The following is a 12,134-nucleotide window of genomic DNA, read 5'->3' on the forward strand; positions in this document are numbered from 1 at the left end:
CAATAGCGGACGTTCCCCACCTGTGCACAAAAGGGCCAGCAGGCTACCATGCGCATATCCTCCATCGCACGCAGGCCGTAGATGCCCATTGGATTTCCTCGAAGTCCGGTGGGTGTTCTCGTTGGCGAGAGAATGAAAGGACGCGTGATATCGTTGTGGCATCCCAATCAAGCCACGGCCTAATGGCCCCGGAATTAGCCATGCAAAATCCACTAGTTGTTTCCGCAGTTGCAGCGGCCGTCGGCGATGCGCTTTCTGCTGCTTCAGTGCCCGGCGGCAATGTGGCGGGTGTAGCAATATCCGCAATCTTCGCGAAGCGCCTCACTGCGGCGCGTGAAGTCCTTCTTTCCGAATTGGCTGCCGGCGAAAAGACGCTCAACAATTCCGAGGTGGAGGAGTCCGCTGCGATCGTCTATCGGTACCTCAAGGCCGCGCGGGAAGGCGCAGCTCGGCTCAACTTGCGACTACTTGCCGCCGTTTTTGCAGGCCAAGTGCGGGGAAGCACGATCGTTTCCGACGAGTTTCTCTACTACGCTGATCTTCTCTCGTCTCTGCGGCGAGACGAGATCATTCTGCTCGGGACCCTTGAACGATTCGCTGTGGAAGTTCGCAATGAAGGTTCGGCTCCGACAATGACGAATTTGCCAACCAAGTCAGCATGCGAACACGGCATGCACTAATTCCGTCGCAGTTCCAAGATGAGGGGCACTATGCCGCTGTCGCAGGCGCGCTACTCAGGACCGGGCTCGTTGTCGGTCTGTCCGGCTGGGGCACAATGGTCTTTATCCCGTCGAAGCTCATGGCCGAGCTAAGTCAACTGGTCGAAATTGAGGGAGTTATCCAGCGAGATCATGCAGCGCAGCAGTCTGCGGCCTAGTCTCGTGATCTCTTCAAGCAGGCCTGTGTTGTCGCCACGATACAGGCCTCATTCTGAGCTCATAGGCTTTTCTCGTTGGTGGCGATATTGGTAACGCGGTCGAGCGTCTCATACTGGCCGGAAGGGACCACAGCCGGTCGCGAGCGCGTCGGCTCTTGCCGACCCATTGCAGACATTCGGCGATTCAGATGCATCGCGCATTTCACCTCGCGAGGTTGCCCAATTCGCCTAACCTCATCTGAATTAATTCCAGCAATGCCCGCACACGCGCTGTTACGGAATGCCGGTGGCTGTAGGCACCAAGCAATCGCAACGGCGCAGGACATAGGTCCAGTGTCACCTCTTGCAATCGGCCTGCGGCAAGATCTTCCTGACATGGGTAAGCCGCCACAATCGCGAAACCGATGCCTTGCCGTGCGCCTGCCACGGCCAGTTCTCCGCTGTTGACGCGGTAGCGGCTACGGACCGGCACCTTGACGATTTCGCCCGCAGCGTCCTGAAACTGCCAGGGCTGGCCCTTCAGTGCACTGAGGGTGGTGATGCAAGGCAGAGATTTCAGCTCACGCACGTAGCGTGGCATTCCAGTCTTGGCAAGCAAGGAGGGAGCGGCGACCACGATGCTGGGCAGTGTGGCGAGTTCGCGGGTGATGAAGGCACTGTCCTCCTGATGACCCCGATGGAAGACGATAGAAAGGTCGACGTCCTCTCGAAGCACTTCCAGTCCGGTCATCCGGGTATCGCATTCCAGCTCGATGCCGGGATGGAGGCTACAGAAGTCGGCGAGGATGGGAGCCAGCAGCCTTGGCGCTTCGCCAGGCATGCACATCTTCAGAGGACCGCGCAATTCGCGCTTTACCACGCCAAGCTCTTCCTCCGTGGAGAGCAAGGTGTCGAGCAAGGGCTTTGCGCGCTCGTAGAGCAGCCGGCCGGCTTCCGTCATGCGCAGATGGCGGGTACTTCGCTCCAGTAGGCGTACACCGAGTCTGCGCTCCAGTGCTGCGACGTGGCGGCTGACATTCGACGAGGGCATGGCCAACAGGCGTGATGCGCCAGCGAAGCTCTGCTCATCGACGACTGCCGCGTAGACACGGACAGTATTCAGATCGAGTGCATCGCGCATTGATTATCCCGTTTGAGGTATGAAATCTACCCATTTTTGCACACTAGCTCTCCGCGTTGGTGGAATCTAAGATGCCCTTCTTGTCCGATGAGTCACTCTTGGCCGTGCATCAGGACAGCTTGAGAAGGAGAGCTTCAGCGTGGAAATTGGAATACTTGGCGGCGGCATTGCGGGGCTGAGCGTGGCACTAGCCTTGCACAAGCAGGGGTACCGTCCCCGTGTCTATGAGCGCCGGGCGGAGCCCGCAACTATGGGAGCTGGCGTGACGCTCTGGCCCAATGCCGGCTTTGTACTGAAAGAACTGGGATTGCTGCGAGACATTGAGGCTGTTGGTGGCCGGCCTGTGATAGCGCATCGCTACGATGACGCAGGCAACGCTCTGGGAGGCGTCGACATTGCATTACTGGATCGGATGATGGGGTATCCGACCCATACGGTGCTGCGCCGGGACTTGCAGGAGGTGTTGCTGAAGCATGCGGCGCGGGCAGGCATCCCGGTGGAGTTCGGACACCGGGCGGCGGCCATTGATCTGGATGCCCATGGCAGGGCCGTGGCCCATTTTGAGAACGGCGTGAGCATCCGCCCGGACTTGCTCATCGGGGCCGACGGCCGTATGGATTCAGTGGCGCGCAAATTTGTTGCGGGTGACAACACGCCGATCTACCAGGGCTTCGTGAACTGGATCGGCGTGGCGCAGGGACAAAGTGCGCTGGTCGACGACATCGCGATTCAGGACTTCTGGGGGGCGGGCAAGCGCTTCGGATGCGTGGCGATCCGGAGCGATTTGCTCTACTGGGCAGCAGCGCAGGCGCGGCCATTGCCTGGGGAAACCTCCACCTCAAAAATGCGCAAGGAGATGGAGGAACTGTTCGCCGGATGGCCCGAGCCTGTCGCCCGCATCATTCGGGCCACGCCTGCGCGTGCCATCCGGCTGATTGCGGTGCATGACCTGGAACCACTGCATGCATGGAGTCGGGCAAATGTGCTGCTGATTGGAGATGCAGCGCATGCGCATTTGCCGACATCGGGGCAAGGTGCCTGCCAGGCACTGGAAGATGCATGGCATCTGGCTCGGTGCCTGGAGGGCGCAGGCGGTAGCTTGGACGAAGTCTTCCAGCAATTCACAGAGATCCGCAGTCCCAAGACGACCAAGCTGGCCGAAAAGGGACGGATCTTTGCACGCGCCCTATTTGCGACTGACCCAGAAACCTGTCGCATCCGCAACGAGCGGGCCAAGGCATCCAATCCTGTCCGTGATGTACAGATATTGGCTGAGGGATGGGCGCAAGGATTGCCCATGCCACTCCATGCAGGCGGCATGCCTGTGGATGGTGCCGGAGTCAGCAGTCTGTACGCTCCTGAATGACCGCGCCAAACTAAACAACGGTTGGAGTCTCCAGCAGTGAGACTCCTCGCGGTGAACTGTTGGCCTGTATCTTTCACACTAGCAGAACCAGATGGCCTTTGGCAGACGGATCGTTGCAAATGTCTGCTCTTCGCAGCTTGCTGTCGATCGCGAGGTTGAACATTGCCAGTTCACGCATGTTCGATGCCATCTGAAGCCTTGTGCGAATCGCCCAGATCTCTCGAAGCTTCAACGGGGGCTTCTGCCCGGTAAGTTTGCCCTTGTTCCAGGGCATACGATGACCGGTGGTCAAGTTCTCGGATTTCATGACAATCTCCTTTCAATCGAAGGGAGATCCAGTGTGCGCTCCTTCGGGCGGTCGCTAACCGACCCACAAAGGACAGTTGCAGTTCTCTGAAGCGGCCATTCGCGGGGAGGCTCGCGTTCCGGTGACCGGGTGCTCGGGGCTACTGATTCTCGGTGCGTCTCTCATAAACTCCCAACCTCTCATAGACGATAGCGAAGCGGTCGCCCAGTTCCCGTTGAAGATGGTCACGCATCGCGATCGCAGTCGCTTCAAAGCGCTCATACTCGTGCGCGTCCCATGGCCCAGGATCTCGAGGGTATTCCCAGTTGAGCGATAGGTCATGCCAAGCAGTCATTTCCCCAAGCTTCCCACGTGTCTCATCAGCTAGCGGCAGAAAGTCCTCAATCGGACCAACTCCATACGTGCTACGAGTTGCGTCGTCCCCCGCCCAAATACAACCACCGCCCCATTCGAACATGAGCCTGAGTCGATATGTTTCAATCATCACAAGCGTCCGCATCTGGAATAACCTCAAGTTCGGATAGCACGACCTTGAAGAACTCTTTCGAAAGCGTGTAATAGTCCGCGGATTCGGGACTCCTTGCCGGGAATTCGTGCATGAAACTCCTGCCTCGGTCGATAAGAATGGTGATCGGGATTCACGCGCTTGCGTGATTGTCGACGATCCGCGTCAGGAGGTCGAGCGACCGCTCCTGGCCGCATGGAGACAATGCCGCTCACTCTTCGAGAAACTCTAGGACGCGGTCCTGCACCCAAGCTGCGAAGCTCTCAAACAGCTCGGCATCCCCGGGGCGGGCTTCTACGCTTTGCAGGCACCCTGCGACACGCCAATCCGCCCAGATCACGGGACTAGACTCACTGGACGTGTCAAGGAGCACGACGCCCGCATCCCCCATATCGTTCAGCACAACGTATCGAGGATCGATGCCGACTGCAGCACGGAACCGGAGAGTGTCTGTGGTCGATTCCCGAATGTTTGATATCGCAAGCACAGGACCGTACCCGCATGCCAGAAGCAGCCATCTCACGTCTTCCGGCAAACGAACCCCCAGCGCGGTTTCAACAGCCCGCAACTCTGCTTCCGTCTCCTTCTTCTGGCCCATCAATAGATCTGGATGCTGCTCTATAAGTTCGCGCAGTGATGCCATAGGTGCTCAGATATGTCTTGGTATTGAAACCAGTTTCCTAGCGGTGGCGTTCTTGAACGCCCCGAATGTCCCTAGTTGGTGGTAGCCGGTCCTGCGGCGATCTCGTACAGACCGACACACCGACTCCCTTGCGCATCGGAAGCGGGTGCTCAGAACCCACAACCATGCGGAGCCAGCCATCTCACAGTTTGGCCATGCTCCTGTCCTCGCGGTAGAACCGCCTGAGTTCGGCCGGATAGTTGAGCGTCTTGGCCGGGCCGCCGAACTTCGGCACAAAGTCCACGAGGTGGCCGCTTGCGCAGCAGGTGCGGGTAGAGGACGCGCGCACCGCCCCAGATGCTCAGTTGGAACGGTTCGCAGGCGACTACGGTGCCGTTGTCGTCCACGGTCCACGACAGGAAGTCCTGTCCGTGCTCTTCGAAATAGATGCACGCATCGCTTACTCCTAGGTTGTGCCCACTACAGGGGCATCGGTTTGAAATTGATCTTGCAGAGCAAACTCAAAGCGGCCTCCTCGGCCTCGGCAAGCGAAGAGCTGTCACAGAAACCAGAATTGCTGGATGAAATTAAGGCAATTGAATATCGCGATCGCCGTCTCCCCTGTTTGGGGGATGCGGGACAGACACGGAATGCTGTCCAATTCCGTCCACGACAATGGCCTTGTCACGCTTATTCGACGGTCCGTAGAACTGCGTGAGAACAGCCTATTGGTACGTTCGGTGCGGCTTGCTCAACTTTTAATGATGGACCGGCACAATCACGGCCCCCTATTTCCTATTAGGCCTCGAAGAAGGGTCCAGAAGCCCTAGGAGAAATGATGAAATTCATTGGTGAATCTCGTTGCAGTTCTGCGGCGCTTTCGCTCAGCATGGCTGTATTGGTGCTGGGACTCCTTCCCGCGCCAACGCGGGCCGGGACCGTCCAAACCGCCGAAGGTTGTGCTGTGGTCGTCTCACCGACTGCCAAGCAGACACCGAAACTGCCCTCATGGTCCGGAGGATGCTCAGGTGGATTGATATCTGGCGTTGGTCGTCTTCGCAGTCATTACTTCGATTCCAATGGCAATGTTCAGGAGCAGGAATCCTGGTATGACGCGAAAGAGGGCACTTTCAAGCTTGAACACAACCCCTACTATTTCCAAGGCATTTCCGCCGAGTTGACTAGTTATTGGCGCAGCAGACCCGGCGGCTACAACGACCGAATCAGCGAGGCGGAGTGCAAAACGTTGCCCGATTGCAATCGAATACTGGAAGCCCGCGTGGCTCTACTAGGCGCCGCGCAGGCCGCCAAGCAATCTACAGACGGAGATGCAGCCCTTGCAGCGGAACAACGTGAGCAAGCAGCCATGTCACAGGGAAAGACGGTGGACTATGCCGCCGCGCTCGCACGCGCAGCCACAATCGGTGCTGCCGGGATACGAGGCGCGACCACCGGTACGGCGTCAACGAGTCAGAACACCTACGCCGCAAGTTCGCGAGGCGCGAATGGCGCGAATGGCGCGAATGGCTCGAATGGCGCACATGCGTCCGTCGCGTCAGGTGCCAATCCCTCCCCTGGAGCGGAACCCCGCAACACCGGGCCTGAGTTCACAAACATTCCATCCCAAACGGGCTGCTTGAGCGTCCATCGAGGACCTGAGGATAAGTACTACTATCGTTACGAGATCCAGAATCGCTGCGCCAGCACCGTAAAGGCGCATTGGTGCTCTACCCCGGGCTGCCGACGCGCGAACACGGAGTGGACTATTGCCTCTGGAGACAAATTTTCCGCTGCGACGTCGAAATCGTCGGGAGGATTCGAGATCGGTGTGCTCCACGGATGCCAATTGAAGAGTGGCCCCTATCCCGTGCAATACAACCCCGACACGAATCAGTGCTTCACCCAGATATTAAAATGATTGATTGCTGGCGATGCTAGTTTGGGCGGCGCAGCGATCGCTTGCGCCTCTCGGCGCCAACTCAACCACTCCATCAGAATCCAGCTTGCCGTCTTTGTCGGTATGCATGCTGACTCCTAAGTGTGTTGCATCGCAAAAGGACAACTGACCTCCTTCCCTCCCCCACTCCTGTGGGGTTGTCGGCATCCCAGCGCCACGGATACTGCGAGTCATCGCGAGTCGCGAAACTGCCAGCACACACTGAACGGAGCAAATCCAATGCGGACCTCATCCTTAGCTGCTGGCGGTCTTCTGACTGCATTGATCTCCGGGTGCTCGATATTTACACCGCCGGCCCGGCTCCACGAATTGGATTCGAGCAAGAACTACTGGTTTGACTACGACGCGAGCCGAAGAGGCTCGTTTTTTGCTCATTCCTCCGCCGGCACCTCCAGCCCTTCCCCCACCTCTTGCGCCGAGCCGGCCCCGGACGTCGCTCTCTCGTTCGCTACGTCTTTGGACGCAAAACTCTCATCAGCGAATATCACCCCTCAGGCGAAAGGAGATCTCGCCGTCAGCGCAGTGAAGCTGGCCGAGAGATCACAGATGATCCAATTCTCGCGTGAAGCTCTTTTCCGTGTCTGTGAAGTAGCTCAGAACAACAGGCTCTCGGCCGAGCAGATAGTTGGGCTCTACCAGAAGATCATTGACACTGCTCTCCGCCTTGGCTCTGACAAGGCCCTTGAGAACGATGCGAAGCTGATCGCAGAGAGAATCGAAGAGAAGAAATCTGAGAATCTGATTGCTGCTGCAAAACGTGATGAGGCCGCCGCCGCTCTAGCGGCCACCACAGATGAGCAAGAACGAACGAAGCTTCGAGCTGACGTCACCGCGCAGAACGAGAAAATCCGACAGCAAGGTCTCCAGATGGCAAGCCTCGCGGAGCAACTGCTCGCCGCGGTCAACACAAAGAAGCTGGAGTTGAAAGACACAGAGAAGGCCGCCAATCTTGCCAAGGCAGCGGGGGAAGGTGCCGGCAGCTCTCCTGGCTCAGTACAAGCTCCCGCCCCTTCCGCCCAAGCCACAGTGGCCGTAAAGTAGCCCAGTTTTCCCTCACAAAGGCATCCGGCATCGGCTGCTCTGCCGCAATAGGGCAGCCTCGCGCGGGCAGGGATATTCGCTTGCGCTCTCCTTAGGGAGACCAGGTTGTTCATTTCACAGCGCATCGACCATCAACCGCATCGCTGCGCGAAGTCTTTGGCTTGGCGCGCACAAGCCTGAAGGACGGCCTTGTGCGCTTCCGCGCGAGCGCTGACAAAGCCAGCGCCGTTCTTGCGCTGGTCGGTGGCGGCCACGTTGTTCACGGTGCGGCGCAGGTCGTCGATGTTGAAGGTCTCGGGCAAGGTGATCGGCGTCATATCGGGTCACCGTCACGGTGTTTCGTGAACTGGTGGAGAACTCGCCGCAGTGATCGGGCAACCTGGCAGCGAACTGGAACATCGGCATCAACAGCCCATCGAGCGAGTACGCCGAGCTGGCCGACAAGGCCGGCTCCTGGTACGGCCATGCCGACCAGCAGCACCATGGCGACTTCCAAGAGTTCGTGCGCGGCGCTCCCTATGCGGTGGCCGTCTCGATTGGCAAGAACCCGCCGCGCACCCGCGCCATTGGTCTGCGCGATACGGTCCCCTTCCACATGCAGTACAAGGAATACGACCCGTTCATTGAAGCCGCGCTGCAGAGCACCTTCGCGGCGTACGGCCCCGCGCGCGTTGGCGCGACGTTCACGGCTGCAATGGCGGCTGGCACCATCACCGCGTCCGCGGCACTGACGGGCAACTCGGCGGTCACCACGCTGCAGCGGGGTCAATGGCTCCGCTTCGTTACCACCGGCACGCCGTCGGACCCGAACAACGGTAAGCTGTTCCGCGTGTCGTCGACCGTGTCGCCGACCGCAACTGTCATCACGCTGGCCCCGTCGACCCCGGCCACCGTCGCCGCGTCGCTGACCAACTCCGTGCTGCAGACCTCGCGCCTGACCAACGGTGTCACCCAGCCGTCGTTCACGCTGGAGAAGGCGTTCGCCGACATCGTCCAGTTCCTGACGTATCGCGGTCAGACGGTCAGCAAGCTGTCGCTGCAGTTCGCGTCGGAGTCCCTGACGAACGGCACGCTCGACTTTATGGGCAAGGACGCCATCTCCGCGGCTACTACCGCGCTGCCTGGCGCGCTTATCGCATCGCAAACGTTCGACGTGCACAACGCCGCTACCGGCGTCGGCCAAATCTGGGAAGGCGGCGCACCGATCGACGTCATCCCCGACTACGCCGACGGCTTCGCCAAGGTGGGCTCGCTGCGCTCGACGTCTGAGGCGCTTGGCAAAGAGATCATCATCGAAGGCGCATGCTCGCTTGAACTCGTGCTCGACACGGGTCGCTTGCCGAAGCAGCTAGTGCCGATCTCGGTCGCGCAGATCGAGTGGTACCCCAGGTCCAACAGGTCGGCTCCGATGAGGCCAATCTCGACATCGCCACCTTCTTCTATGTCTCGCTCGACCAGGACCTGCGCTCCGCGTATGCCAGTTCCCCGCTGGAGCCGGCCATCCAGCCTATCCTGGCGGACATGGACTTCCTGAACGACCTTCGCCGGCTCGTCAAGCGCGCTATCCACCCGCGCCTCGATGTGTCGATCGACGAGGACCTTTTGCACAAGTCCATCCCCCCAGAAGTCCTGCACGACGCGGACAAGCTGCGCGAATACCCCACCCTAGGGTTATTCAGGGTGCAGACTTTTCCATGGTCTGACTCCTAAGTGAACAACGTGTGTCTTGACACCTCATCGACTACACCGACGTCGCCAACAAGCAAGGCGACATCGGGGCAGAGATCATCCGCGACAGCGTGCTGCGCATGGAGCGCTTTGCGGATGGCTCGCTGACCGGCGTCGGGCGCATCATCGCCGGTGTCACCGGCACAGTAGACGACCTCGTCGGCACCTACAGCCTTGGCCCGCTGGTGCTAGTGCGGCCGGGCACATCGCCGGGCTTGATCGTTCATGAGCAGGCCCACGTGCGGCAGTTCTGGCGCTGGCTAGACTGCAGCGGCTTGGTCTACCACTTCAGCCGTAAGTGGCGCCAGTGCTTCGAGGTCGAAGCGTACCGCGCGCAACTCGCGGTCGTTGGCCCAGCGCAGGCCCAGCACTTCGCCTTGTCGCTCGCGACGAAGTACGACCTTGCCATCACCGAGCAGGAGGCCCTGACGCTCCTCACGAAGTGAACATCCTCAAGTAACAAGAGAGCCACATGAACTCCCCGAAATACCAAGAGACCGTAGCCGCGTTCGCCCAGAACACCTACAAGGAGTTCGGCCACGATGCCGCCCTGCTGGCTCGCGCCACCGACGCCGCGCTCGTGACCTGTGCCGCCATCGTGAAGGCGATGCACACCAGCCGGCGGGGAGCGTAATGGAACCCTCCTCCTCCATTGCCGGCGGCGCTGCGCTGGCGAAACTCATTGGCTGGCCGGTCGTCATCGGCGCCGTCACTGCTGCCCTCGGTATGCTCCTACTCTGGCCCCGCGCCTTGGCGAAGCGTTCGCCCGTAACCGTGCTATGCCTCGCGCAATTGAAATCGTGCCACTGTTCGCGCGAGCTCCCGTGCCTGATCATTAAGCATCGATGATGCTGCCGCAGACTCCTCCACCAGCGCAGCGTTCTGTTGCGTGGCTTGATCCATTTCTGACACGCTCTGGTCGAGCTGTCCGATACCTGTGTTCTGCTCGCTCACCGCACCGTGTATCTCAGTAATGATGCGTCGAACGTGCTCGATGTCCTTGACAATTTCGGTCATGGTCGAGCCCGCTGCCTGGACGCGCTCGGTGCCGCTGCTTACACTGGCTACGGAGCTTTCGATGAGCCCCTTGATCTCCTGGGCAGCTGTGGCACTGCGCTGAGCCAGGGTCCGCACCTCGCCAGCCACCACGGCAAAGCCGCGGCCCTGTTCCCCGGCACGCGCCGCCTCGACTGCCGCGTTAAGCGCGAGGATATTGGTCTGGAAGGCGATGCTATCGATCACGCCTATGATTTCCGTGATCCGCCCCGACGATTTGGCGATCTCGTCCATGATGCGCACAGCGCCAGAGACAACTTCGCCGCCGCGCGCCGCGGTGGCGCTGGCATCAGCCGCCAACTGCGTTGCCTGCTCGGCCGCTTCCGCAGTCTGCTTCACACTCGATGCCAGTTGGGTCAAGGCTGCCGAGGTCTCCTGCAGATTGCTGGCTGAGGCTTCTGTGCGGTGGGATAGGTCGCGATTACCTGCCTCGATCTCGCCAGTTGCCGAGGTCATACCCTGCACACCGGCACGCACGTCGACCAACACGGCGCCGATCTTCTCTACGAAGGCGTTGAACGACGCGGATATCTGTGCCACCTCATCATTGCCCACGACATCCAGCCGGCGGGTCAAGTCGCCCCCGCCAGTCCCGATGGTATCCATCGCGTCACGTACGCTGGAGAGCCTGCGCAGAGCCTTTGCGGTAAAGAAGGTGGCAATGCCGAGCGCAGCCAGGGTAAGCAGGACCAAGGCTATGCCCATGGCGCTTACGACGTGGCGCAGGCCTACGGTGGCTTCGGCCTTATCGAGCGCGATCACCAGATACCAATCGGTGCCGGCGACAGCCTGGGCCTTTAGCAGCTTCGGCACGCCCTGGATTTCCACTTCTAGCGGCGCACTAGCCCGAACCAGGTTCTCGAGCGCGGCCGGCGTCAGTGCGGCTGTCACCTCGCTGACCGGCTTTAGCATCTGATTCGCATCGGCGTGGGCGATTACCTGGCCATCCCTGGCTACGACGAAGGCCAAGCTCGAAGGCGTTGGATGTATCGCCTTCACGACTTCTCGCACGCCGTCCAGTGGCACTGCGCCGCTGACGGCGCCGATTGCCGCACCGTCACGGATGAGTGGCGCCGCAAAGGATACGTATGGCACTCGAGTCGAGACATCTCCATACGGCTTGGTCACAGTCGGCTTGCCCGCGGCCAGCGCCGCTTTGTACCAAGGGCGCGCGGTGGGGTCGTAGTCCTTCGGCGTCGTGCTGCTGCTCGAGTAGTATGACTTGTCGCTCCACCCGATGGTGGTCACGGGAAAGCCGTTGGCATCACCCATAAACTTGACCAAGCCAGCGGGGTCGCCTTTCTCCACGACCTCCGCTGCAGTCTTGACGGCCAAAGCCTTGGCGGCGACCCATTGTTCGATCGCCAGCGTGTTGCCACTGGCGATGGCGCTAAGGTCGCTCTCCATTGTTGCCGTCATATTTGCGCGGACGATGCCATAGGTGGCGGCACCCGAGAGTGCGAGAGCGCCGACAACCGTGGCGGACATGATCAGTGCGATGCGGGTGCGGAGCGAGGATGCGGTCATACCGAAGAGAGTGAAGTTACCTGGGTGA

Annotated in this window: 13 protein-coding genes and 1 pseudogene; 8 read left to right on the forward strand and 6 right to left on the reverse strand. The window is 60.0% G+C overall.

The window, feature by feature from the left end:
- Positions 1–200: 200 nt before the first annotated feature.
- Positions 201–680 carry a hypothetical protein gene (locus AB4061_RS16655; RefSeq protein ID WP_441635632.1) on the forward strand — a complete coding sequence of 160 codons (480 nt, stop codon included), beginning with the start codon at positions 201–203 and terminating at the stop codon, positions 678–680.
- A gap of 399 nt (positions 681–1,079) precedes the next feature.
- Here AB4061_RS16655 and AB4061_RS16660 read toward each other — a convergent pair whose 3' ends face one another.
- The gene (locus tag AB4061_RS16660; protein ID WP_441635634.1) at positions 1,080–1,997 is read right to left on the reverse strand and encodes a LysR family transcriptional regulator; all 918 of its coding nucleotides are present in this window, start codon (positions 1,995–1,997) and stop codon (positions 1,080–1,082) included.
- Between the two features lie 139 nt (positions 1,998–2,136).
- On the opposite strand from AB4061_RS16660, the gene AB4061_RS16665 reads away from it, so the two are divergent.
- Positions 2,137–3,363: an FAD-dependent monooxygenase gene (locus tag AB4061_RS16665; protein WP_441635636.1), complete on the forward strand. Its 1,227-nt coding sequence runs from the start codon at positions 2,137–2,139 to the stop codon at positions 3,361–3,363.
- Positions 3,364–3,481: 118 nt separating this feature from the next.
- Here AB4061_RS16665 and AB4061_RS16670 read toward each other — a convergent pair.
- The 3 genes and pseudogenes from AB4061_RS16670 to AB4061_RS16680 all read right to left on the reverse strand — a co-directional run.
- Positions 3,482–3,670 (reverse strand): annotated as a pseudogene (locus AB4061_RS16670) (integrase); the annotation flags it as partial.
- A 716-nt stretch (positions 3,671–4,386) separates the two neighbouring features.
- Positions 4,387–4,818 carry an SMI1/KNR4 family protein gene (locus tag AB4061_RS16675; RefSeq protein ID WP_441635638.1) on the reverse strand — a complete coding sequence of 144 codons (432 nt, stop codon included), beginning with the start codon at positions 4,816–4,818 and terminating at the stop codon, positions 4,387–4,389.
- 181 nt (positions 4,819–4,999) lie between these two features.
- Positions 5,000–5,146, reverse strand: coding sequence for a hypothetical protein (locus AB4061_RS16680; RefSeq protein WP_441635640.1), 147 nt, complete (start codon positions 5,144–5,146; stop codon positions 5,000–5,002).
- A 486-nt stretch (positions 5,147–5,632) separates the two neighbouring features.
- Between AB4061_RS16680 and AB4061_RS16685 the strand changes: the two genes are divergently transcribed.
- Positions 5,633–6,715, forward strand: coding sequence for a hypothetical protein (locus tag AB4061_RS16685; RefSeq protein WP_441635642.1), 1,083 nt, complete (start codon positions 5,633–5,635; stop codon positions 6,713–6,715).
- 258 nt (positions 6,716–6,973) lie between these two features.
- Positions 6,974–7,795: a hypothetical protein gene (locus tag AB4061_RS16690; RefSeq protein ID WP_441635644.1), complete on the forward strand. Its 822-nt coding sequence runs from the start codon at positions 6,974–6,976 to the stop codon at positions 7,793–7,795.
- A gap of 131 nt (positions 7,796–7,926) precedes the next feature.
- On the opposite strand, the gene AB4061_RS16695 is transcribed toward AB4061_RS16690, so the two are convergent.
- A complete protein-coding gene (locus AB4061_RS16695) occupies positions 7,927–8,112 on the reverse strand; it encodes a hypothetical protein (protein WP_441635646.1) in 186 nt (61 codons plus the stop codon).
- A 185-nt stretch (positions 8,113–8,297) separates the two neighbouring features.
- Here AB4061_RS16695 and AB4061_RS16700 point away from each other — a divergent pair, with 185 nt between their 5' ends.
- The 4 genes from AB4061_RS16700 (at position 8,298) to AB4061_RS16715 (ending at position 10,157) form a co-directional block, all read left to right on the forward strand.
- Entirely contained in the window at positions 8,298–9,329 is a 1,032-nt protein-coding gene (locus tag AB4061_RS16700) for a phage tail tube protein (protein WP_441635647.1), read from the forward strand.
- Positions 9,317–9,505, forward strand: coding sequence for a hypothetical protein (locus tag AB4061_RS16705; RefSeq protein ID WP_441635649.1), 189 nt, complete (start codon positions 9,317–9,319; stop codon positions 9,503–9,505). Before AB4061_RS16700 ends, AB4061_RS16705 begins: the two co-directional genes overlap by 13 nt.
- An 89-nt stretch (positions 9,506–9,594) precedes the next feature.
- The gene (locus AB4061_RS16710; protein WP_441635651.1) at positions 9,595–9,969 is read left to right on the forward strand and encodes a hypothetical protein; all 375 of its coding nucleotides are present in this window, start codon (positions 9,595–9,597) and stop codon (positions 9,967–9,969) included.
- A gap of 26 nt (positions 9,970–9,995) precedes the next feature.
- Positions 9,996–10,157 carry a hypothetical protein gene (locus AB4061_RS16715; protein ID WP_441635653.1) on the forward strand — a complete coding sequence of 54 codons (162 nt, stop codon included), beginning with the start codon at positions 9,996–9,998 and terminating at the stop codon, positions 10,155–10,157.
- Positions 10,158–10,300: 143 nt separating this feature from the next.
- Here the strand turns inward: AB4061_RS16715 and AB4061_RS16720 are convergent, their stop codons facing one another.
- Positions 10,301–12,106 carry a methyl-accepting chemotaxis protein gene (locus tag AB4061_RS16720; protein WP_441635655.1) on the reverse strand — a complete coding sequence of 602 codons (1,806 nt, stop codon included), beginning with the start codon at positions 12,104–12,106 and terminating at the stop codon, positions 10,301–10,303.
- Between the last annotated feature and the right edge of the window lie 28 nt (positions 12,107–12,134).

Source organism: Cupriavidus sp. YAF13, from assembly GCF_052113425.1.
Lineage (GTDB): Bacteria > Pseudomonadota > Gammaproteobacteria > Burkholderiales > Burkholderiaceae > Cupriavidus.

Coding starts and splice junctions, on each gene's coding strand:
- AB4061_RS16660 (WP_441635634.1), bottom strand. CDS start 1,997: ATGCGCGATGCACTCGATCTGAATACTGTCCGTGTCTACGCGGCAGTC.
- AB4061_RS16675 (WP_441635638.1), bottom strand. CDS start 4,818: ATGGCATCACTGCGCGAACTTATAGAGCAGCATCCAGATCTATTGATG.
- AB4061_RS16720 (WP_441635655.1), bottom strand. CDS start 12,106: ATGACCGCATCCTCGCTCCGCACCCGCATCGCACTGATCATGTCCGCC.
- AB4061_RS16705 (WP_441635649.1), top strand. CDS start 9,317: ATGGACTTCCTGAACGACCTTCGCCGGCTCGTCAAGCGCGCTATCCAC.
- AB4061_RS16685 (WP_441635642.1), top strand. CDS start 5,633: ATGATGAAATTCATTGGTGAATCTCGTTGCAGTTCTGCGGCGCTTTCG.
- AB4061_RS16690 (WP_441635644.1), top strand. CDS start 6,974: ATGCGGACCTCATCCTTAGCTGCTGGCGGTCTTCTGACTGCATTGATC.
- AB4061_RS16695 (WP_441635646.1), bottom strand. CDS start 8,112: ATGACGCCGATCACCTTGCCCGAGACCTTCAACATCGACGACCTGCGC.
- AB4061_RS16715 (WP_441635653.1), top strand. CDS start 9,996: ATGAACTCCCCGAAATACCAAGAGACCGTAGCCGCGTTCGCCCAGAAC.
- AB4061_RS16655 (WP_441635632.1), top strand. CDS start 201: ATGCAAAATCCACTAGTTGTTTCCGCAGTTGCAGCGGCCGTCGGCGAT.